Source organism: Streptomyces chiangmaiensis, from assembly GCF_036281785.1.
Classification (GTDB): domain Bacteria; phylum Actinomycetota; class Actinomycetes; order Streptomycetales; family Streptomycetaceae; genus Streptomyces; species Streptomyces chiangmaiensis.
On the sequence record NZ_JAYWVC010000042.1, the window covers coordinates 12767 to 34283 of the forward strand.

Here is a 21517-nt window from a genome sequence, read left to right on the forward strand (position 1 = left end):
ATCACGCAGAGCCGTGCCAGGGCGACTCCGTGTCGGCGGCACACCCCGCAGAGTGTGGCGCAGCCGGACCGTCCCGCTCGCCCATTACGCCGGCGGCAGCGTGTCGCACCCGGCCGGACGACCCGGGGCCGATCGCGAGGCGGTCGCGTTCACCACGCGCAGCAGCCGTACGGGGCGGCCGTCGCCCGGGAGCGGCGGTCGGGGCCACCCGTCCATGTGGCGCGTAGGTCCCTGACGGCACGGCTGGGCCCGTCGTGCGACGGCTCCCGGCCGTCTCAGTCCATGGCCCCCAGCCGGGCCTGTCGGGCCGCCACCAGCTCGAGGACCGTCCGCCAGTCCTCCAGCACACCGGCGTTGAGGCCCATGACCTTGGCCGCGTCGTCCGCCTGACGCAGAGTGACCGCGTCTTCGGCGAGCGGGTCGCGTTCGAAGGCGACTACCTCCGCCGGCGTCATGGGCCCGCCCTGACGCCTCAGGGTGAGCGCGCTCTGCGGCGACAGGCCGTGTTCCGGGGAGACCGCGGCCAGATAGCGCTTGGCGGCCACGTGCAGGCGCACGAGGCGGGAGACTCGCTCACCGAGCAACGGCCGTACCGCGTCGGCCGCGTGGTGCGCGTGCCCTGCGTCGTCGCCCGGCCGTAGCAGATGGCCTATGTCGTGGACCAGGCCGGCCACCTGCAGTTCCTTGTCCGCAGGGCGACTTCGGCGCAGCAGGGCGGCGGTCTGCAGCGCGTGGTCGTGCAGATCGACCGGGTCGCCGCTGCGGTCCGGGGCGTCCCAAGCGCCCCGGCAGGCGTGCAGCAGATCCATCAGCTCCTCGACGCTGCGCAGCTCCATGCGTCAGTCCTCCCGCGAGAAAAGCCGTTGCCGAATGTCAGCAGATCATGGCGAGCTTGCGACTCGGCCAACGGGACTTGAACTGAGCACGGTGCGGGCCGAGCCGGGCCGAGCCACGCCGATGGAGGCCGATCCGCACATGTGCGGTACCGATGAGCCGTTCGACGATTGCGCCGAACGGGTGCCTTGAAATGGGATAAGAAGCAACAAATTGGTTAATAATGAGGGCGCATGGGTGCCCGACGACTCAAGACAGTTACCTGGTTGTTTCAGCCCCATCGAGCGGCTGCCCGCTCATTTGGTTAACCTGGAGCAAGCGGACAGCCATTGGGGTCCCACCCACACCCACGGTCCGTCCCGGGACAAGCCGCCTACCACGGCCTGCTCTCGAACGAGTTGCCGGCGCCACCGCGTCCGAACAGTTTGGACCCAGACCCGAGCGGACGCGCGAGGCCAAGGCGGCAGACCGGGCCGGTACGTCCCGAGGGTTACCCGACACATAAGGAGTGCGCGGTGACACCGGAGAAGACGCATCACGATGAGCGCCCCAAGGAACGCGTGGAGCACGGGGGCCTGCGGACAGAGAAGAAGCTCGGCAGCCTGGACGTGTGGGCCCGCTCGGCCCCCATCCGGCTGGCAGGCTACGAGGACGACCTTGCCGAACCCCACATCCTGCCGAGTGTCGACTGACCTGGCAGGACCCGTCGTGATCGCCTGCGGCATGGGCGTGTCGGACTCGCGCCCATGCTGATCAGGGAAGCCGAGGCCGGCGACTGGCCGCGCATCTGGCCCTTCTGGCACCGGATCGTCGCCGCCGGCGAGACCTACACCTGGGACCCGGACACCGGCGAGGAGGCCGCCCGCGCCCTGTGGATGGCGCCGGCCAAGCGCGTGTCCGTCGCCGAGGACGACTCCGGAGCGATCGTCGGCTCCGCCTACGTGACCCCGAACTACGGCGGACCCGCCGCAGGCATCGCCAACGCCGGCTTCATGGTCGACCCGGACCACGCCGGACGCGGCATCGGGTCTGCGCTCGCCGAGCACATCCTGGCCACGGCCAAGGCGGAGGGCTATCGGGGCATGGTCTTCAACGCGGTCGTCGAGACAAACCCCGCCGTGCAGCTGTGGATGTCCCTCGGTTTCACGATCGTGGGCACGATCCCCGACGCGTACGAACATCCACGGTTCGGCGCGGTGGGGCTGCATGTCATGTATCGGGCGTTGTGAGGGTGCCGTACCAGGCGTCCCGAGGGGTCGGTGATCGGGAAGGGACGTGCCGTGACGCTCGCCTCCGCCCGTGACGGCGTGGACGTGCCGTTCACCCACCGGCCGGTACGAGGTTTTCCGCTGTGTCCCCGTCATCCGGCCACCGGAGCGGCCCGGGGTGCCGACGGCCGTGGAGACCTCAGGGCCGTGCGCCGGTCCCGGCCCGGGCGCAGGCGATGCACAACTCCGTGTGCGGTACCGCCAGAAGTCGGTCCCGGGCGATGACGTCGCCACACGCCGTGCACCGGCCGAACCCGGGCGCCCCCACGCGGGGGAGGGTGGCGACGATCCGGTCCAGCAGAGTCCGGGCGCGGTCGGCATCGGCGCGCAGGGCCGCGAGCGCGGTCACCCGTGCGCCGACGTCGGCGGCGTCGAGGTCGCCGTCCGCGTAGAGGGCAGGCATCTTCGACTCGGCGTCGGCGAGTTCCTCGCGCAGTGCGTCCGCCTCGGCGGTGAGTCGATCCGTGATCTCCTGCAGGTCGTCGGCCGACAGTGTCGTGGGCATGAGGACTCCCAACTCGATCGGAGGGATTGCGCACGGTCAGGGCTTGAGGAGGGTCTTGACCATCCCGTCCTCCTTGGCCTGGAACATCGCGTAGGCCTTCGGGCCGTCCTCCAGCGGCACGGCGTGGGTTTTGAAACCGTCGACACCGAGTGGGTCCTCGTCCGTGAGCAGAGGCAGGATGTCCTCCACCCACCGCCACACGTTCGCCTGCCCCATCCGTACCTGGATCTGTTTGTCGAACATCGTCAGCAGCGGCATGGGGCTCGCCGCACCGCCGTACATCCCGGACACGGACAGCGTGCCGCCACGGCGCACCAGGTCGACCGCCGTGTGCAGGGCCCCGAGCCGATCCATTCCGGCGTGCTCCATCAAGGGCTGCGCCACGGCGACGGGCAGATGGCCGGTGACCCATTGCGCCGCCTTGGCGAACGGCGCCCCGTGCGCCTCCATGCCGACGGCGTCGATCACGGCATCCGGTCCTCGCCCGTCGGTGAGGTCCCGCACGGCTTCGGTCAGGTCGCTCCCGTGCCGGCGGAGGTCGAAGCAGGTGACGCCGTTCCCTGCCGCCCGCTCCAGGCGCTCGTCCACCAGGTCCACGCCGATGACCAGGCCGGCGCCGCGGTGAAGGGCGATGCGGGTGGACATGTCGCCGATGGGGCCGAGCCCCAGCACGGCCACGCTTCCGCCCTCAGGCACCGCCGCGTACTCGACCGCCTGCCAGGCGGTGGGCAGGACGTCGCTCAGGTAGACGTAACGGTCGTCCGGCGGGCCCTCGGGCACCTTGATGGGCAGCTTGTTGCCGAACGGCACCCGCAGCAGCTCGGCCTGTCCGCCCGGCACCTGCCCGTACAGCTTCGTGCAGCCGAACTGCGCGGCACCGGTTTCCCGCTCCTCGACCTGCGTCGTCTCGCACTGCGAATGCAGGCCCTGATTGCACATGAAACAATCACGGCAGGAAATGTTGAACGGTATGACCACACGGTCACCCGGCGCGAGGGCGTGCACCTGGGGTCCGACCTCCTCCACGACACCCATCGGCTCATGGCCCAGGATGTCGCCCGGGTCGAGATAGGGGCCGAAGAGTTCGTACAGATGAAGGTCGGAACCACAGATCCCGGTGGACGTGATCCGCACGATGATGTCGTCGGGCTTCTCGATCCGGGGGTCGGGGACGGTCTCGACACGGACGTCCCGCCGGCCCTGCCAGGTCAGTGCTCGCATCGTTTCGCTCCTGGGGTCTGTCGTGCAGTGATCGGCACCGGCCTTCCGAGTCCCCTGGGGCGCTCGGTTCGACACGCCGATGCCGAAGGCCCGCGACGCCCGTCACGGAGCGTGGCGGAGCGGTCGCGGCCTTCCTTCGTGGCACGAACGTCGCGGCCGGGCCGGCGGCAGGGAGATGTGCTCGGGGGACCGCGCGGTCGCGAAGCCGCGCCGAGCGACGACGGGCTCGCCCGTCTCCCCGGACGCTCCCGGGCCCGTACGTGCCGTCGACCTCGCCGCCCGGTGGAGCGCGGCGCCGTCAGTCCTCGCCCCTTGACGATGTGCGACTCCGGGCCACGGCATGTCCTGGGAGCCGTCCGGTCCTCGACGGCCTGAATGCACGTGCGCAGCGCTTTCTCGCGTGCGACCGCGACCTCGATGCCGACCACCCGGCGCACGCCGCGCGACTGTACGGCCGGAGCGCCGGGACTAACTCAGAGGCGCCGTACGCCGCCAGGGCTGCAGTGCCTCCAACCGGCCCGCAACGTCCAGCAGCGTCGGCTCCGACCCTGGCCGCCCGACCAGTTGCACGGCACACGGCGCGCCGTCCGGGAGCGCTCCGCACGGGACCGACATCGCGGGCCAGCCCGTCAGGTTCCAGGGCGGCGTCATGGGGGAGTAGTTCGTGTTGACCAGCACGTTGTGCAGCCAGCCGCGCTCGTGCCAGGGTTTCGCGGCCGGACTGCGGCGGGCGAGGGCCGGAGTGAGCAGTACGTCGTGTGCGGCGAAGAACGGCTCCAGGATGTGGCGCAACTGCTCGCGGCGGGCACCGGAGCGCACGCTCTGGACGAATCGACGCCCCACCGCGGCGTGGACCCGGGTGCGCCGGGCCAGTCGCCTCGCGTCCAGTCCCTCGGCGTCGACCGCTGTACCGGCCGTCCAGTGCGCCAGCGAGGTCGTGCCCAGCCACCACGGGTAGGGCGGGTCGGCCGGGCGTACGTCATGACCTGCCCCGGCGAGCGCGGATGCCGCCGACCGGGCCGCGTCCGCATACGGACGGCTCACCCTCACCCCGAGGACGGGGCTGCGGAGGGAGAGCGCGATCCTGTGTGCGGCGGGCTGCGGCGCGGTCGTCTCGCGCCTGCCGGCGAGGACTTCGAACATCAGCCGGGCGTCCTCGACGGTGGTCGCGAGCGGTCCGTTCTCGGACATGCCGAACCAGTCGCCGTTGCCGATGCCTGCCGGGACCGTGCCGTTGCCCGGCTTGATGGTGACGAGCCCGCAGTTGGCGGCAGGGATGCGCAGCGAGCCCATCCCGTCGTTGCCGAGTGCGATCGGTACCAGACCGGCGGCCACGGCCGCCGCGCTGCCGCCGGAGGAGCCGCCCGCCGTGCGCGAGGTGTCCCACGGATTACGGGCGGCCCCGAACACCCCTTCCGTGGTCCCGAAGACACACAGCTCGGGCACGTTCGTCAGTCCGACGACGACCGCGCCCGCCGCGCGCAGCCGCGCCACCGTGATGTGGTCGTGTTCGGCGGGCTTGTCCGGGGTCGCGGCAGAGCCGTTGCGAGTGGACTCACCACGTACGGCCAGATTGTCCTTGACGGCCACGGGGACGCCGGCGAGGGGGAGTTCGGCCAGATCCGTGCGGTCGGCGACCTCGTCGGCCTCGGCGAGCGCGGAGTCCGCGCGCAGCCGGCGGAAGGCGCCGATCCGGCCGTCGAGCCGCTCGATCCGTGCGAGGTGTTCGGCCAGCACCTCGTGCGGGGTGGCCCGCTTCTCTCGTACGGCGGCGGCGATCTCTGCGGCGGTACGGCCGACCCAACTGGTCACGGGCGCTCCCTGTCGGTGCTCGACACGGTCGAGGGGTACACGTTCGTACTGGCGAGTACGAGCAGCACTGTGCCCTGCCGGCGGCGCCGCGTCGAGAGTCTGACCACGCCCTTGCGGCGGATGTCCCTCGGGACATCCGGTGCGGCGGCGCTGTCCGCGCGTCCGGGACCCGGAGATCATCCGATCACTGGCTCAAGCCCTAGCGTCACGCACCCCATTGACAGTCTCCTGGGGGCGACCCAATCATCAGACCACCGATGAATTGGAGATGCTCATGAGCGCGTTTCCAAGACGTCAGGTTCTCGGAGTCGCCGCGGTCGTGACCGCGGGGGCGATGCTTCCCCTCCCCGCCCCGGCCGCCGGCGGGGGCGGGGCGTCCGGCCAGAGCGATCCCCGCTCCCGCCCATAGGACCCCTTGGGATCCCAGTGACCTCACCCGGGGGATTCGCTCTCCTGGGGAGGGGGCCCCGAGCGGAGCGCCGCCCCGGTGCTCTCCCGCTCGATCAAACGCGGCACGGGCACCTGCACCGTGCGGGCCGGGCCGCCGTCCAGGAGTGCGGTCAGTTCGCCTGCCGCCTTGCGGCCGAACTCCGTCGTGTCACGGGAGAGCGCGGACAGCCACGGCCTGACCATGCGGCACAGCGCCGAGTCCTCCCACGAGATCACCGAGACGTCGGCCGGCACCGAGAACCCCAGTTCCGCGGCGGCCGTGAGCCCGGCGACGGCCATCACGTCGTTGTCGTAGACCAGCGCCGTCGGTGGAGAGTCCTCGGCCAGCACGCGGCGCGTGACGGCGGCGCCCTCCGCGTCCGAGTAGTCGGTGGTCACCGACCGTACTTCGGAGAGGCCCCGCCGTTCGGCCTCGGCGCGCAGCGTGCGGATGCGGCACTCGGTGTGCGCGAGGCCCGGCAGGCCCGCGATGTGCGCGATCCTGCGGTGGCCCAGCGCGTACAACCGGTCGACCACCGCGGCCATCGCGCCGGCGTCGTCGGCCCAGACCGTGGATGGCCCGGGATGGCGCGCGTCCGGTACTCCGCCGATCACCACGGCGGGCAGGCCCAGTTCGTCGAGCAGATCGGGGCGCGGATCCTCCGTACGCGGATCCACCACCATCACGCCGTCCACCCGGTGCTCGGCCCACCAGCGCCGGTAGACGCCGCACTCCGCGTCCATGTCCTCCACCACCTGGAAGAGCAGGCCGAGGTGACGCTCCGCCAGTACTTCCTGGATGCCGGAGATCAGCTGGAGGAAGAAGGAGTCCACGCCCAGCGTGTCCGCCGGGCGCGCCACCACCAGGCCCACCGTGGCGGCGCCCTCGCCGGAGAGCTGGCGTGCCGCCGTGCTCGGCCGCCAGCCCAGCTGCTCCGCGACCCGGCGCACCCGGTCGCGGGTCACCTCGGAGACGCCGGGCCGTCCGTTGAGTGCGAAGGAGACGGCGCTCTCGGAGACTCCCGCGCGCTGTGCGATGTCCTTCATCGTCGGACGGCGTGCGGGGGACCGCTTGGCGGGCACGGCGGCCCCTTTCTGCGAGTGGACTAAAGCGCTTGAGCAATCAGACTCTAAAGCGCATTAGTCGACTTGGGCAAGTGACGTCTGGTAGTGGGTCTGACCTGGGCTAATGAAGGCAGGAATTCTTTAGTCGGGGGAATCCATTGACTTCTCTCGAACGGGCCATGCATGGTCGACGGCGACACCAGTCGCCGACGCCGCAAGGGAGCCGTGTCACCGTGCCCACTCCATCCCGCAGAACATTCGCCGCCGCTGCCGTGGCCGCCCTCGTCCTGCCGCTGAGCGCCTGCGGCTCCTCGGACGGCGGCAGCGGATCGACCGACGCATCGGGCAAGGTCGAGGGCGACATCACCTTCCAGACCTGGAACCTGCGCGCCAACTTCAAGTCCTACTTCGACGGCCTGATCGCCGGCTTCGAGAAGAAGTACCCCGGCACGCACGTGAAGTGGATCGACCAGCCCGCCGAGGGGTACGCCGACAAGCTCAGCGCGGACGCGGCGGGCGGGACCCTGCCCGACGTCGTCAACGTCTCGCCCGACCTGCTCGCCCCTCTCGTCAAGGCCGGACTCGCCCTCGACCTCGACAAGGCGGCGGCCAAGTACCGGCCCGAGTACCTCGACGGGGCCTGGACGGGGCAGCAGATACCGGGCGTGACCGGTACCTACGCCTTCCCCTGGTACCTGAACACCGGCCCGATGTTCTACAACAAGAGCCTTTTCAAGAACGCCGGGCTCGACCCGAACAAGCCCCCGACGACGTACGCCGAACTCTTCGCCGACGCCCTGCAGATGGCGAAGAAGACCGACGGCAAGGTCGCCACCCTCGCCAACGTGCCCACCATCGAGGACTTCGGCCGCTACGGCGTCGAGCTGATGAACCAGCAGGGCACAGCCTTCGCCTTCAACGACGCGAAGGGCGTCGAACTCCTGACCAAGTACAAGGAGCTGTTCGGCGCCAAGGCGCTCGACCCGCAGGCCCTGACCGCCACCCCCGAGTCCTCCGGCAAGAAGTTCCTCACCGAGGCCGTCGCCATGAACCCGGGCAGCGCGCTGGACCTGGAGAACTTCAAGAAGCAGGCGCCCAACCTGTACAAGAACATCGGGATCACCGACCAGATCAGCAGCACCGGCCACGTCAACATGTACGTGATGGGCGTGATGGTCAACTCCCGCACCAAGCGCACCCCGGCCGCCGTCGCCTTCGCACACTACGTGACCGACGCGCAGAACCAGATGTCGTTCGCGAAGAAGGTGGCCATCTTCCCGAGCACCGCCGGCTCGCTCGACGACCCGTACTTCACCAAGGAGGACGGCACGGACGAGACGCGGGTGCGGATCGCCGCCGCCAAGTCCCTGAAGAATGCGGTCAACTACACGCCCGTGCTGTTCAGCGACCAGATGAAGACCGCGCTGCGCAACGAGGTGGCCAAGGCGCTGCAGGGCAAGGAGAGCCCCAAGGCGGCTCTTGACAACGCTGTCAAGGCCTGCAACCAGCTCCTCCAGCAGCAGGGCTGAACCGTCATGGCCCCTTCCACCGTGTCGCGGGTGCGGCGCCAACTGCCCACCAGCCCCTGGCTCTTCGCAGCCCCGGGGCTGGTGGTGACCGGCGCCTTCATCCTCTACCCGTTCGTCTCCACCGTGGTGAACGCCTTCACCGACCGCCGCACCCTGATCCAGGGCCGGTTCGTGGGACTCGCGAACTTCCGCGAACTGCTGCACGACGACATGTTCTGGATCGGCCTGCGCAACAGCGCGCTCTACGTCCTCGGGGTCGTCCCCGCGCTCGTCGTACTGCCGCTGCTGCTGGCGCTCCTGGTGCAGAAGAACATCCCCGGTATCGCGTTCTTCCGCTCGGCCTTCTACACCCCGGTCGTCGCCTCCATCGTCGTGGTGGGCTTGATCTGGGTGTGGCTGCTGGACGACCGCGGCCTGGTGAACTCATTGCTGGAGACGATCGGCGTGGGCCGGGTCGGCTTCCTCAGCGACCAGTGGCTGCTCCTTCTGAGCGCCATGGCCGTCACGGTCTGGAAGGGCCTCGGCTACTACATGATCATCTACCTGGCCGCGCTCGCGAACGTGCCGCGTGAACTGCACGAGGCCGCGGCCGTGGACGGCGCGGGTGCCGTGCGGCGCTTCCTGACGGTCACGGTGCCCGCGGTCCGCTCCACCATGGTGCTGGTCGCCGCGCTCTCCTCGGTCGCCGCCTTCAAAGTGTTCTCCGAGGTGTACCTGATGGCCGGTCCCAGCGGCGGCCCGGCCGGCGAGGACACCACCCTGGTCATGCTCGTCCAGCGCACCGGCACCGGTCTGACCGGCCGAGTCGGCTACGCCTCCGCGATCTCGCTGGTCGTGTTCGTCGTCACCGTGGCGCTGATGCTGCTCGTTCTGCGCGCGGACCGGAAGGAGGACGCATGACCGTCGTGGAGAAGGCACCGCCGGCCCCGGCCCCGGCCACCGCACGCCGGAGACCGGTCGCCGACGAGCACGGCCGCCGCGTCCGGGGGTGGGAACTGGTCCTCAGGTACGTGCTGCTGCTGGTCGTGCTGGCACTGACGGTCGGCCCGTTCCTGTGGCAGCTGTCCACCTCGCTCAAGGGCCCGACCGAGGACATCTACAGCTCCCCGCCCTCCTTCCTGCCCGCCCATCCGACGCTGCACAACTACGCGCGCGTCTCGGACACCATCCCGGTGTGGGACTACGCCCTGAACTCACTGAAGGTCGCCGCCGCCAACGTCGTGACCAACTGCGTCGGCGCGGCCCTCGCGGGCTACGCGCTGGCCCGGCTGCGCTACCGGGGCCGGAGGGTCGCCACCCTCGTCTTCATCCTGGCGATGCTCGTGCCCGCCGAGAGCATCATCATCGCCCAGTTCACCGCCATGCGGGAGCTCGGCCTCAACAACACGCTGATCGGCGTGGTCCTGCCGGGCAGCGTCAGCGCCCTGAACGTGCTGCTGATGCGCAACGCCTTCCTCAACCTGCCGATCGAGATCGAGGAGGCCGCGTTCGTCGACGGCGCCAACATCTGGCAGCGGTTCTTCAGGATCGCGCTGCCGTCGGTAAAGGGCACCCTGGCTGTCGTCGCGATCTTCGCGTTCATGTTCTCCTGGGACGACTTCCTGTGGCCGCTGATCGTGCTGAGCGACCCGTCGAAGTTCACCCTCACCATCGGACTCAACTATCTGCACGGCACCTTCGCCAACGACGAACGCCTCGTCGCCGCGGGCACCGTCATCGCGGTGGCGCCGCTCATGATCCTCTTCGCCTGCCTGCAGCGCTACTTCTTCCGCGGCGTCGGCGAGGGCGCCGTCAAGGGCTGAACCCCCTTACATGCACTACCGTTTGAAGGAATCCGCATGCCCTCAGCCAGGCGCTTCGGCGTCAACTACACCCCGAGCGAAGGGTGGTTCCACCACTGGCTCGACTTCGACCTGGACTCCGTACGCGCTGACCTCGACTCGATCGCCGCGCTGGGCCTCGACCACATCCGGGTCTTCCCGCTGTGGCCCTACTTCCAGCCCAACCGCACCCTGATCCGTCCGCGCGCGGTGGAGCAGCTCGTCGCGCTCGCCGACGCGGCGGCCGAGCGCGGCCTCGACGTCAACGTGGACGGCCTGCAAGGGCACTTGTCGAGCTTCGACTTCCTGCCGGCCTGGACGCAGACCTGGCACCGCCGCAACATCTTCACCGACCCGGAGGTCGTCGAGGGTGAGGCGGCATACCTGCGGACCCTCGCCGCAGCGCTGGCCGACCGGCCGAACTTCATCGGCATGACGATCGGCAACGAGGTCAACCAGTTCGCCGCCGGTCCGCATCCGGACCCGAACCGCATCACCGCCGAGCAGGCCGGCCAGTGGCTGACCCGGCTGCTCGCCGCCTGCGCCGAGGGCGCACCAGGCAAGCTGCACCTGCACGCCTCCTACGACGCCGCCTGGTACCAGGACGACCAGCCCTTCACCCCCGAGCACTCGGCGCGCCTCGGCGACCTCACCGCCGTGCACTCCTGGGTGTTCAACGGCACCGCCCAGCGCCACGGCCGCACGGGAACCGCCACCGAGCACCACGCGGCGTACCTCATCGAACTGTCCAAGGCCTGGGCGGTCGACCCGCACCGCCCCGTCTGGCTCCAGGAGGTCGGCGCCCCCGCCCCGCTGATCCCCGCCGAGCACGCGGCGGCCTTCACCGAGGCCACCGTCACCAACGCGCTCGACTGCCCGGACGTCTGGGGCGTGACCTGGTGGTGCTCGCACGACGTCAGCCGCGGCCTCGCCGACTTCCCCGAGCTCGAGTACGGACTCGGGCTGTTGAACAACGACCGGCAGCCCAAGCCGGCCGCGGCAACACTGTCCCGGATCATCAAGGAACAGCCGGTCCCCGACCCCGGCCTCCGCACCACCGCGCTGGTCGTCGACACCACGGCGGGCCGCTCCGTCTGCGCCCCGGGCGGCCCGGTCTTCGAGGCCTTCGCCCGGCTGACCGCCGACGGGGTCCGCCCCACCACCGTTCTCGCGAGCCGCGCAGACGACAAGGACCATCTCGCGGCCCGTGGCATCACCGACGTCGTCACCCCCGATCAGGTCACCGAGTAACCCGTCCCACGACGAAACGGAGCACACAGTGAACCTCAGCAGACGCACGGTGCTGCTCGCCGGCGCGGCGGCCGCGCTCACCCCCGTACTGCCGGTGTCCGGCGCCTCCGCGGCGACCCGCGACCTCCAGCCGTACGCCTCCTACTGGTACCCGGACTCCCTGCCCTCCGGCACCCCCGGCGCGGGCATCACCTGGCGCAGCCTGAAGACCTGGAGCGCCGCCACCGACACGGAGCTGGCCTTCAACGCCGCCTGCGTGCCCCTCGCTGCCCGCTTCACCCCCACCCCCGCGAACACCACCGCCCGCTCGGGCCAGGCCCGCATCCAGTCCCTGGTCTCCTTCGGACCCACCGCCTCCAACCCCTCCCAGGGCGCGCCCACTGCCGACTACTACGCCCTGACCCACTGGGCCTACCTCGACGAACTGGTCTTCTGGGGCGGCTCGGCGGGGGAGGGGCTGATCCTCGCGCCGAACGCCCCGATCGTGGACGCCGCCCACCGGCACGGTGTCCGCGTCCTCGGCAACATCTTCCTGCCGCCCGTCGCCTACGGCGGACAGCTCCAGTGGACCCGTGACCTGGTGCAGAAGGACGTCGCGGGGCACTATCCGCTCGCCGCACAGCTCGTCGCGGTGGCTCAGGCGTACGGCTTCGACGGCTGGTTCGTCAACGCGGAGACCGGCGGCGGGAACAGTGCGCTCGGCGCCGACATGCTCGGCTTCGTCAAGGAGCTGAAGGCGTTGAGCGCGGCGAAGGGGCTGCGCGTCACCTGGTACGACGCGATGACGGTGAACGGCACGGTGTCCTGGCAGGGCGCCCTCGACAGCCAGAACCAGGCGTTCTTCCAGGCCGCCGACTCCATGTTCGTCGACTTCCGCTGGTCGAAGAGCTCGCTGGCCTCCTCCGGCACGCTGGCCGGGCAGCTGGAACGCAGCCGCTATGAGCTGTGGGCGGGCGTCGACGTGGAGTCGGGCGGCACGAACACGTTCGTGAACTGGGACGCGATCGTGCCGACCACAGCGGCGCACGTCACCTCTATCGGTTTCTACCGGCCGGAGTGGACCCGTAACCACCTCCCCGCCAACCGTACGCCGGGCGACTTCCACACGGCCGACGACCTCTTCTGGACGGGTGCGAGCCTCGACCCGTCCCGGCCCGATACCTCGGCGAGCTGGCGCGCCCCGGCCGTGTCGGTCGCAGATCGCTCTACCGTCACCGCGCTTCCGTTCGCGACCGTCTTCAACACCGGCCACGGACTGAAGTGGTACGACGACGGCGAGGTCACCTCGGCCACCCCGTGGAACCACCTCGGCCTCCAGGACCGGCTGCCGTCCCGCCGATGGGTCGTCCACACGAGCGGCACCCGCCCGTCCGTCGCCTTCGACTTCGCCGACGCCTGGCGCGGCGGCAGCAGTCTGCTGGTCTCCGGTGCCCTCGACGCCCCGGCCACGCTGGACCTCTACGCGACCCGGCTGCCGATCGGCCCCGCGACGGTCGTCGAGCTGACCCATCGGGTCGACGCGGGCGACGTGCGGGCCGAGCTGGCGGTCGCCACCGAGGAGCCGAGCGCCCCCGGGCAGGAACCCCCGTACACCTACTTCCCCCTCGCGGGCGCAGACGGCTGGCAGACCACGACGGTGCCGTTGACCGGCCTGTCCGGCACGGTGCGCAGGCTGGCCGTGCGCCTCACCGGCAGCGGCGGCGAGGTGCGCTGGCGCCTCGGCCGACTCGCTGTCCGCGACACGGTGACCGCCCCGGCCGCCCCGGTCGGTCTGCGCGTGATCGACGCCGACCGCGGCAACCTGCGCTTCGCCTGGCAGACTGTCCTTGGCGCCCGCAGAGCCGCGGCGCCCGTTGTACGCCACTACGAGCTGCACCGGGTCCTGCCCGACGGGACGCGCCGCTTCGTCGGCGGCACCTGCCAGTCGGCGTACTATGCGGGCGGGCTCACCGCGGAGCAGGGCGAGAGCGTCGCACGGTTCGAACTGCGCGCGGTCGGGGCGCTCTACAACGTCTCCACTCCGGCCACGACAACCTACCGCTGGTAACACCGCCCACCCTCACCCCACGGAGCACCCCATGCATGACGACCGCACTCTGGTCGAAGCCCGCCTGCGCCGCGTCCTCGACGAGCGTATCCGCCCCGCCGTGTACCCCGAGTCCGTGCCGCTCCAGGTGGCTGTGTGGCACGCACCCGGGGAGCCGGTACCGGTCGCCGAGGGCCTGGCCGCCCCGGGCGAACCGATCGCGGTGGGCGCGCGCTGGGGCGCCCCGTGGGGCACCAGCTGGTTCCGGGTGACCGGGACCGTGCCCGAGGCCTGGGCGGGCAGGACCGTCGAGGCGCTGCTCGACCTCGGCTTCGACGAGAACATGCCCGGTTTTCAGTGCGAAGGCCTCGTCTACCGTCCCGACGGCACCCCGGTGAAGGGGCTCAACCCTCGCAACCAGTGGGTGCGGATCGGCTCCCCGGCCGAGGGTGGCGAGCAGGTCGAGCTGTGCATCGAGGCCGCCTCGAATCCCGTCATCCTCGACCACCACCCCTTCCGTCCCACGCAGCTCGGCGACAAGGAGACGGCGGGCAGCGAGCCCCAGTACCGGCTGGAACGCATGGATCTCGCGGTGTTCGACGAGACCGTGTGGCAGCTGGTCCTCGACCTGGAGGTGCTCGGCGAGCTGATGGCCGAGCTGCCGGTGGACTCGGGGCGGCGCTCGGAGATCCTGCGCGCGGTGGAGCGGGCGCTGGACGCCGTCGACCTGCAGGATGTCAACGGGTCGGCGGAACGGGCCCGTGCGCAGCTGACCGACGTCCTGGCGGCTCCCGCCGCACCCTCCGCCCACCGCATCAGCGCCGTCGGGCACGCGCACATCGACTCGGCGTGGCTGTGGCCGCTGCGCGAAACGGTGCGCAAGGTGGCCCGTACCACGTCCAACATGACCGCGCTCATCGAGGACGAGCCGGAGTTCGTCTTCGCCATGTCACAGGCTCAGCAGTGGGCGTGGGTCAAAGAGCACCGCCCCGAGGTGTGGGCGCGGGTGAAGAAGGCCGTGGCGGACGGCCGGTTCGTGCCGGCGGGCGGCATGTGGGTGGAGTCGGACACCAACATGCCGGGCTCGGAGGCGATGGCGCGCCAGTTCGTGCACGGCAAGCGGTTCTTTCTCGACGAGTTCGGCATCGAGAACGACGAGGCGTGGCTGCCCGACACCTTCGGCTTCGCGGCAGGACTGCCGCAGATCATCAAGGCGGCCGGCTCCAAATGGCTGCTCACTCAGAAGATCTCGTGGTCGCAGACCAACAAGTTCCCCCACCACACCTTCCTGTGGGAGGGCATCGACGGCACCCGGATCTTCACCCACTTCCCGCCCGTCGACACCTACAACTGCTCGATGAAGGGCAGCGAGATCGCCCACGCGGCGCGCAACTTCAAGGACAAGGGGGTGGCCAGGCACTCCCTCGCGCCGACCGGCTGGGGTGACGGCGGAGGCGGCACGACGCGGGAGATGGTCGCGAAGGCGGCACGCCTGCGCAATCTCGAGGGCTCGGCCACGGTGGTGTGGGAGACACCGGGGGAGTTCTTCGAAAAGGCGGAGCAGGAGTACGCCCACCCGCCCGTCTGGGTGGGCGAGCTGTACCTGGAACTGCACCGCGCCACGCTGACCAGCCAGGCCAAGACCAAGCAGGGCAACCGGCGCAGCGAACACCTGCTGCGGGAGGCCGAGCTGTGGGCGGCCACGGCGGCCGTACGGTCCGGATTCCGCTACCCGTACGAGGAGCTGGACCGTATCTGGAAGACGGTCCTGCTCCACCAGTTCCACGACATCCTGCCCGGCTCCTCGATCGCCTGGGTGCACCGGGAGGCGCGGGCCACCTACGAGCGGATCGCCGGGGAGCTGAACGGGATCATCGAGGCGGCGCAGCGGTCGCTGGCCGGTGAGGGGCTGGTGCCGCTGGTGTTCAACGCGGCCCCGCACACCCGTGCCGGGATCCCCGCGGGCGGGGCGGGCGAGCAGGTCGTCGCGGGCGAGGTGTCGCTGACGGCACGGCCCGACGGCGGCTTCGTGCTGCACAACGGGCTGCTGCGGACGGAGATCGACGCGCGAGGGCTGGTCGTCTCCGTGTACGACGTCGAGGCCGACCGCGAGACGGTCGCACCCGGGGGCGCCGCGAACCTCCTTCAGCTCCATCCCGACTTCCCCAACATGTGGGACGCGTGGGACGTGGACGAGTTCTACCGCAACACGGTCACCGACCTTCTCGACGCGGAGGAGGTCGTGCCGGGCGGGGACGGCATGTCGGTCCGCGTCGTGCGGTCCTTCGGCAGCTCGCGCGTCACCCAGGTGCTGTCGCTGGCTCCGGGGGAGCGGCGGCTGGAGATCGACACCGAGGTCGACTGGCACGAGACGGAGAAGTTCCTGAAGCTGGCGTTCCCGCTGGACGTGCACGCCGAACGGTACGCGTCCGAGACCCAGTTCGGGCACTTCCACCGGCCCACTCACACCAACACCTCCTGGGAGGCGGCGAAGTTCGAGGCCTGCAACCACCGGTTCGTGCACCTGGAGGAGCCGGGCTGGGGTGTGGCGGTGGTGAACGACTCGACGTACGGCCACGATGTGACCCGCACGGTGCGGGACACGGACGCCGGCACGACCACGACCGTCCGGGTCTCCCTCCTGCGCGCCCCGCGCTTCCCCGACCCGGAGACCGACCAGGGCGTGCACCGCTTCCGGCACGCGCTGGCACCGGGCGCCACGATCGGGGACGCGGTGCGCGAGGGCTGGCGGATCAACCTGCCCCAACGGCGGCTGGACGGGGCGCGAGCGGTGGAGCCGCTGGTGACCGTGGCGGAGGACGCGGTGGTCGTGACGGCCGTCAAGCTGGCCGACGACGGCAGCGGTGACGTCGTCGTGCGCTTCCACGAGTCCCGCGGCGGCCGTAGCGAGGCCACGCTCACCGCGGGATTCGACGTGGCGTCGGTGGTCGCGACGGACCTGTTGGAGCGGCCGCTCGGCGACGCGCCCGTACCGGGCCGCGAGGGCAGCCGGATCACGCTGCGGCTGCGCCCGTTCGAGCTGGTGACGCTGCGGCTGACGCGGGCCTGAGGGCGGACGAGGGGCACCGCGCGTTCCGCGCGCGGTGCCCCTCCGGGAGCCCGCCCGAGCTCACCATTTCTGTTGTCCGGGGCGTCGGCGCCGGGGCCGTGAACCTCGCCCCTGATCGCACCTGGACACAGCCCTAGGCGCCGAGATGTGCCCGCAGCCACTGCTCCACTTCGCCCACATGTGCGGCCGCCGCCGCCCGGGCCGCCTCCGGATCGTGGGCGACCAGGGCCCGGTGGATCGCGGCGTGTTCGCGGCGGGTGCGGGCGAAGGCACCCTCCTCCTGGTAGCCGCGCCAGACGCGGGCCCGGAAGGTGCGTGAGGACAGGCCTTCCAGCATCGCCGCCATGGTCTCGTTACCGGCGGCAGCGGCGATCTCGCGGTGGAAGGCGAGGTCGTGCGCGAGGATCTCCTCCGGGTCCTCCGTCGCGTTCATCGCCGTCACGTGCTTCTCCACCTCGGCGAGTTGATCGTCCGTGATGCGGGCGGCGGCGAGTGCGGTGGCCGTCGACTCCAGGATGCGGCGGACCTCGAGCAGCTCGACCAGGCGCGGTCCGCGCGAGAGATCCGCCACCACGCCGAACGTCTCCAGCAGGTCGCCGGCCTCCAGACGGGTGACATAGATGCCCGAGCCGTGCCGTGCCTCCAGCACGCCGAGGACCGTGAGCGCACGGATCGCCTCCCGCATCGAACTGCGCGAGATGCCCAGCCGGGCCGCAAGGTCGCGTTCCGTCGGCAGCCGCTGGCCCGGTTCCAGCCGGCCTTCGGCGATCATCGCCTTGATCTGCTCGATGGCGCGTTGCGTCACCGTTCCCTTCTGCGGAGCGTTCGTGGTGTTCTCCGGCTCCGTCTCCTCGGTCGGTGTCTCGTCCACGCCACTTCCTCCCGTCGCCGTGCGCCGCAGTCTAACCATCGATGTGGTCCGACCACTACGGCCGGATAGGTCGAAAACTTGGCGCCCAAGGGTGTTGGGCGGGCCGAGTGGTCTGATAAGTATGCGGGCAACTGGTCGATCACGCTCGATGAGGAGCCGACAGATGGCCCGCAGGACAGTGCGGTACGGACGGCAAGGCAGGCGAATCTCCTCGTGGGCGGTGCGCGCGACGGCCGCGGCCGCCTGCGGCACCGTGGCGCTCACGGCATGCGGCAGCACGAAGGACGCCGGACCGGCCGGCGCCGGAGGCGACGGCACCGGGAAGGTCGGAGTGATCCTGCCCCTGCTGACCTCGCCGTTCTGGCAGTCCTACAACGACTACGTGCCCAAGATGGCGAAGTCCGAGGGCGTCGACGCCCTGAAGACCGTCAACTCCAACAGCGACCCGTCCCAGCAGATCACCGACATCAACAACGAGCTCAACCAGGGCGTGAAGGGCCTGGTCGTCGCCCCGCTGGACAGCGCCGCCATCGAGGCCGGGCTCGACCAGGCCGAACGCAAGGGCGTCCCGGTGGTCGCCGTCGACGTCGCGCCCGACAAGGGCAAGGTGGCGATGGTCGTGCGCGCCAACAACGTCGCCTACGGCGAGAAGGCCTGCGACTACCTCGGTCAGCATGTCACCAGCGGAAAGGTCGTGCAGATCATGGGCGACCTGGCCTCGGTCAACGGCCGGGACCGCTCCGAGGCGTTCCGCTCGTGCGTCAAGCAGAAGTACCCGAAGCTGCAGGTCCTGGAGATCCCCGCCAAGTGGGAGTCCGACACCGCGGCCTCCAAGCTCGACACGCTCCTGAACGCCAATCCGGACATCAAGGGCATCTACATGCAGGCCGGCGGTGTCTACCTCGCCCCCACGCTGCAGACCCTCAAGTCCAAGAACATGCTGAAGACGGCGGGCCAGAAGGGCCACATCGTCATCGTCTCCAACGACGGCATCCCCCAGGAGTACGACGCGATCCGCAAGGGCGAGATCGACGCCACCGTCTCGCAGCCCGCGGACGCCTACGCCAAGTACGGCATGTACTACATCAAGGCCGCGATGCAGGGCAAGACGTTCAAGCCCGGGCCCACCGACCACGACTCCGAGATCGTCAAGCTGCCCGGCGGCATCCTGGAGGACCAGCTGCCGGCCCCGCTGGTCACCAAGGAAAACGTCGACGACCCCAAGCTCTGGGGCAACACGGTCAAATGAGCACGCCAGTCATCACCCCCCTGGTGGAGGCACGGGGGATCGTCAAGCAGTACGGTCCCACCGTCGCTCTGCGGGACGGACAACTCACCGTGCTCCCGGGTGAGTCCCACGCCCTCGTCGGCCGCAACGGCGCCGGCAAGTCCACCCTCGTCAACGTCCTCACCGGCCTGCAGGCCCCGGACGAAGGCACGATCCGCTTCGACGGCGAGCCCGCGCCCTCGCTCGCCGACCGCGACGCATGGCGGCGCAAGGTCGCCTGTGTCTACCAGAAGCCCACGGTCGTACCGGAGTTGTCGGTCGCCGAGAACCTGTTGATCAACAGGCAGCCGACCGGGCGTGGCGGACTCATCAGCTGGCGCAGGCTGAAGGAGGCGGCGGCCGAGGTCCTCGCCACCTGGGACGTGCATGTCGACCCGGACGCCCGTACCGCCGATCTCAAGGTCGAGGACCGCCAGATGGTGGAGATCGCCCGCGCGCTGAGCTTCGGCGCCCGGTTCATCATCCTCGACGAGCCGACCGCCCAGCTCGACAACCGCGAGATCGAGCGCCTCTTCACGCGCATGCGGGCGCTGCAGGAATCCGGTGTCACCTTCCTGTTCATCTCGCACCACCTCCAGGAGGTGTACGAGGTCTGCCAGACCGTCACGGTCCTGCGCGACGCCCGCTGGATCACCACCGCCCCCGTCGCGGAACTCTCCCGCGCGGCCCTGGTGGAGGCCATGGCGGGCGAGGCCGTGGCCGAGCGCGCGAGGACCGCGCGGGACACCGTGGCGGACGATGCGCCGGTCGCCCTCGAGGCCCAGGGGCTCACCTCGGAGTCGTACCAGGACATCGGCCTCGCCGTGCGTCACGGAGAAGTCGTCGGACTCGCCGGCTCCAGCGGCAGCGGGAAGATCGAACTCGCCGAGACATTCGCCGGACTGCGCACCCCGACCGGCGGCACGGCCCGGCTCGACGGCAGCCCGCTCCCGTTCGGCGACGTGCAGGCCGCTCTGGAGGCGGGCGTCGGCTGCGTGCCCCGGGACCGGCACGAACAAGGGCTCGTCGCCGGGATGACCGTCGGCGACAACGCCACCATGAGCGTGCTGGGCCGTCTCGGCAGGTACGGACTCGTCGGCACCCGGCGCAAGCGTGCCTTCGCCACCGATCTGATCGAGCGCCTCGACATCCATGCCGAGGGCCCGGACCAGCCGGTCTCCGACCTGTCCGGCGGCAACGCGCAGAAGGTCGTCATGGCCCGTGCCCTGGCCTCCGAGCCGCGGCTGCTCGTCCTGATCAACCCCACCGCGGGTGTCGACGTGAAGTCCAAGGAGTTGCTGCTGGCCCGGATGGACAGCGCCCGCGAGGACGGCACCGCCGTGCTCGTCGTCTCCGACGAACTCGACGACCTGCGGCGCTGCGACCGCGTCCTCGTTCTCTTCCACGGCCGGATCGTCGCCGAGCACCCGGCGGGCTGGCACGACCACGAGCTGATCGCCTCCATCGAAGGAGTGGACCATGGCTGACACCAAGGCCCAGCCGCTCACGCCCGTCCCGGTCCCCGACGCACGGTCGGCCAGGGCCGTGCTGCTTCGCCGGGCCCGCGAACTCGCGCTGCTCCCCGCCCTGTTGCTGCTGATGGTGCTGGGCGCGTTCGTGAACGACTCGTTCCTCACCGAGCGCAACATCATCTCGATCCTGGGTGCCTCGGCGGCCCTCGCGATGGTCGTACTGGCCGAGTCGCTCGTCCTGATCACCGGCAAGTTCGATCTGTCCCTGGAGTCGGTGGTCGGCATCGCTCCGGCGGTGGGCGCCCTGCTCGTCCTGCCGACCGCCCAGTCCGGCTGGGGCACCGCGTGGCCCGCCGGGCTCGCGCTGGTCGCGGTCCTCGTCGTCGGCGCGGCGATCGGCGCCTTCAACGGCATCCTCGTGGTGAAGTTCAAGCTCAACGCGTTCATCGTCACCCTCGCCATGCTGATCGTGCTGCGTGGTCTGCTGGTCGGCGCGACCAAGGGCAAGACGCTGTTCGGGATGCCCGACGCGTTCTTCACCCTGGCCACCACGACCTTCCTGCGCGTCCCGATATCCGTGTGGCTGGCCGCTGTCGCCTTCGCGGTCGCCGGTCTCGTCCTGCGCTACCACCGGGTCGGCCGCGCCCTGTACGCGATCGGCGGCAACGCGGACGCGGCCCGCGCGGCCGGCATCCGGGTCGAGCGCGTGATGCTCGGCGTGTTCGTCGTCGCCGGCTGCCTCGCCTCCGTCGGCGGGATCATGCAGACCGGGTACGTGGGCGCGATCAGCGCCAACCAGGGCAACAACATGATCTTCACGGTGTTCGCGGCGGCGGTCATCGGCGGGATCAGTCTCGACGGCGGCAAGGGAACCATGCTCGGCGCGCTGACCGGTGTGCTCCTCCTGGGCGTCGTGCAGAACCTGCTCACCCTCGCCCAGGTGCCGTCGTTCTGGATCCAGGCCATCTACGGCGGAATCATCCTGGTCGCCCTGATGATCGCACGTGTGACGACGGGCCATGCCCAGGACTGACCTTCCTCGTTGTCGTACATCGTCGTACGACGTACGACCTCGTA

The 21517-nt window shown here is 70.3% G+C and carries 17 protein-coding genes; 11 read left to right on the forward strand and 6 right to left on the reverse strand.

Annotation, left to right across the window (positions count from 1 at the left end; genetic code table 11):
• Positions 1-275 precede the first annotated feature (275 nt).
• Positions 276-836 carry an HD domain-containing protein gene (locus VXC91_RS15505; RefSeq protein WP_329507841.1) on the reverse strand — a complete coding sequence of 187 codons (561 nt, stop codon included), beginning with the start codon at positions 834-836 and terminating at the stop codon, positions 276-278.
• A 513-nt stretch (positions 837-1349) separates the two neighbouring features.
• On the opposite strand from VXC91_RS15505, the gene VXC91_RS15510 reads away from it, so the two are divergent.
• Both VXC91_RS15510 and VXC91_RS15515 read left to right on the forward strand, forming a co-directional pair.
• Positions 1350-1526 carry a hypothetical protein gene (locus tag VXC91_RS15510; RefSeq protein ID WP_329507842.1) on the forward strand — a complete coding sequence of 59 codons (177 nt, stop codon included), beginning with the start codon at positions 1350-1352 and terminating at the stop codon, positions 1524-1526.
• Positions 1527-1580: 54 nt separating this feature from the next.
• Positions 1581-2063, forward strand: a complete 483-nt coding sequence (locus VXC91_RS15515) for a GNAT family N-acetyltransferase (RefSeq protein ID WP_329507843.1) — start codon at positions 1581-1583, stop codon at positions 2061-2063.
• Positions 2064-2241: 178 nt separating this feature from the next.
• Here the strand turns inward: VXC91_RS15515 and VXC91_RS15520 are convergent, their stop codons facing one another.
• The 4 genes from VXC91_RS15520 to VXC91_RS15535 form a co-directional block, all read right to left on the reverse strand.
• Positions 2242-2607, reverse strand: coding sequence for a TraR/DksA family transcriptional regulator (locus VXC91_RS15520; RefSeq protein WP_329507844.1), 366 nt, complete (start codon positions 2605-2607; stop codon positions 2242-2244).
• A 36-nt stretch (positions 2608-2643) separates the two neighbouring features.
• Complete coding sequence (locus VXC91_RS15525; RefSeq protein ID WP_329507845.1) at positions 2644-3828, reverse strand: alcohol dehydrogenase catalytic domain-containing protein; 1185 nt, start codon at positions 3826-3828, stop codon at positions 2644-2646.
• A gap of 468 nt (positions 3829-4296) precedes the next feature.
• Positions 4297-5640: an amidase gene (locus VXC91_RS15530; RefSeq protein ID WP_329507846.1), complete on the reverse strand. Its 1344-nt coding sequence runs from the start codon at positions 5638-5640 to the stop codon at positions 4297-4299.
• A gap of 432 nt (positions 5641-6072) precedes the next feature.
• A complete protein-coding gene (locus tag VXC91_RS15535) occupies positions 6073-7152 on the reverse strand; it encodes a LacI family DNA-binding transcriptional regulator (RefSeq protein WP_329507847.1) in 1080 nt (359 codons plus the stop codon).
• 215 nt (positions 7153-7367) lie between these two features.
• Here VXC91_RS15535 and VXC91_RS15540 point away from each other — a divergent pair, with 215 nt between their 5' ends.
• The 6 genes from VXC91_RS15540 to VXC91_RS15565 are packed head-to-tail and all read left to right on the forward strand — an operon-like array spanning position 7368 to position 16830.
• Complete coding sequence (locus VXC91_RS15540; RefSeq protein WP_329507848.1) at positions 7368-8663, forward strand: extracellular solute-binding protein; 1296 nt, start codon at positions 7368-7370, stop codon at positions 8661-8663.
• Between the two features lie 6 nt (positions 8664-8669).
• Positions 8670-9563: a carbohydrate ABC transporter permease gene (locus tag VXC91_RS15545; protein ID WP_329507849.1), complete on the forward strand. Its 894-nt coding sequence runs from the start codon at positions 8670-8672 to the stop codon at positions 9561-9563.
• The gene (locus VXC91_RS15550; protein ID WP_329507850.1) at positions 9560-10465 is read left to right on the forward strand and encodes a carbohydrate ABC transporter permease; all 906 of its coding nucleotides are present in this window, start codon (positions 9560-9562) and stop codon (positions 10463-10465) included. The genes VXC91_RS15545 and VXC91_RS15550 overlap by 4 nt, the downstream gene beginning before the upstream one ends.
• 36 nt (positions 10466-10501) lie before the next feature.
• Complete coding sequence (locus tag VXC91_RS15555) at positions 10502-11734, forward strand: glycoside hydrolase 5 family protein (protein ID WP_329507851.1); 1233 nt, start codon at positions 10502-10504, stop codon at positions 11732-11734.
• Between the two features lie 28 nt (positions 11735-11762).
• Positions 11763-13781, forward strand: a complete 2019-nt coding sequence (locus tag VXC91_RS15560; protein WP_329507852.1) for an endo-beta-N-acetylglucosaminidase — start codon at positions 11763-11765, stop codon at positions 13779-13781.
• 31 nt (positions 13782-13812) lie between these two features.
• On the forward strand, positions 13813-16830 hold the full coding sequence (locus VXC91_RS15565; protein WP_329507853.1) for an alpha-mannosidase: 3018 nt from the start codon (positions 13813-13815) through the stop codon (positions 16828-16830).
• A gap of 133 nt (positions 16831-16963) precedes the next feature.
• On the opposite strand, the gene VXC91_RS15570 is transcribed toward VXC91_RS15565, so the two are convergent.
• Positions 16964-17701 carry a FadR/GntR family transcriptional regulator gene (locus tag VXC91_RS15570; RefSeq protein ID WP_329507854.1) on the reverse strand — a complete coding sequence of 246 codons (738 nt, stop codon included), beginning with the start codon at positions 17699-17701 and terminating at the stop codon, positions 16964-16966.
• A 163-nt stretch (positions 17702-17864) separates the two neighbouring features.
• Here VXC91_RS15570 and VXC91_RS15575 point away from each other — a divergent pair, with 163 nt between their 5' ends.
• The 3 genes from VXC91_RS15575 to VXC91_RS15585 are packed head-to-tail and all read left to right on the forward strand — an operon-like array spanning position 17865 to position 21473.
• A complete protein-coding gene (locus VXC91_RS15575; RefSeq protein ID WP_329507855.1) occupies positions 17865-18950 on the forward strand; it encodes a sugar ABC transporter substrate-binding protein in 1086 nt (361 codons plus the stop codon).
• On the forward strand, positions 18947-20455 hold the full coding sequence (locus VXC91_RS15580) for a sugar ABC transporter ATP-binding protein (protein WP_329507856.1): 1509 nt from the start codon (positions 18947-18949) through the stop codon (positions 20453-20455). Before VXC91_RS15575 ends, VXC91_RS15580 begins: the two co-directional genes overlap by 4 nt.
• The gene (locus VXC91_RS15585) at positions 20448-21473 is read left to right on the forward strand and encodes an ABC transporter permease (protein WP_329507857.1); all 1026 of its coding nucleotides are present in this window, start codon (positions 20448-20450) and stop codon (positions 21471-21473) included. Before VXC91_RS15580 ends, VXC91_RS15585 begins: the two co-directional genes overlap by 8 nt.
• Positions 21474-21517 lie beyond the last annotated feature (44 nt).

What these genes read in the sequence shown, in the direction of transcription:
- VXC91_RS15515 (WP_329507843.1), top strand. Translation starts at nt 1,581, where the DNA reads ATGCTGATCAGGGAAGCCGAGGCCGGCGACTGGCCGCGCATCTGGCCC.
- VXC91_RS15525 (WP_329507845.1), bottom strand. Translation starts at nt 3,828, where the DNA reads ATGCGAGCACTGACCTGGCAGGGCCGGCGGGACGTCCGTGTCGAGACC.
- VXC91_RS15575 (WP_329507855.1), top strand. Translation starts at nt 17,865, where the DNA reads ATGGCCCGCAGGACAGTGCGGTACGGACGGCAAGGCAGGCGAATCTCC.
- VXC91_RS15545 (WP_329507849.1), top strand. Translation starts at nt 8,670, where the DNA reads ATGGCCCCTTCCACCGTGTCGCGGGTGCGGCGCCAACTGCCCACCAGC.
- VXC91_RS15505 (WP_329507841.1), bottom strand. Translation starts at nt 836, where the DNA reads ATGGAGCTGCGCAGCGTCGAGGAGCTGATGGATCTGCTGCACGCCTGC.
- VXC91_RS15585 (WP_329507857.1), top strand. Translation starts at nt 20,448, where the DNA reads ATGGCTGACACCAAGGCCCAGCCGCTCACGCCCGTCCCGGTCCCCGAC.
- VXC91_RS15580 (WP_329507856.1), top strand. Translation starts at nt 18,947, where the DNA reads ATGAGCACGCCAGTCATCACCCCCCTGGTGGAGGCACGGGGGATCGTC.
- VXC91_RS15520 (WP_329507844.1), bottom strand. Translation starts at nt 2,607, where the DNA reads ATGCCCACGACACTGTCGGCCGACGACCTGCAGGAGATCACGGATCGA.
- VXC91_RS15565 (WP_329507853.1), top strand. Translation starts at nt 13,813, where the DNA reads ATGCATGACGACCGCACTCTGGTCGAAGCCCGCCTGCGCCGCGTCCTC.
- VXC91_RS15555 (WP_329507851.1), top strand. Translation starts at nt 10,502, where the DNA reads ATGCCCTCAGCCAGGCGCTTCGGCGTCAACTACACCCCGAGCGAAGGG.
- VXC91_RS15550 (WP_329507850.1), top strand. Translation starts at nt 9,560, where the DNA reads ATGACCGTCGTGGAGAAGGCACCGCCGGCCCCGGCCCCGGCCACCGCA.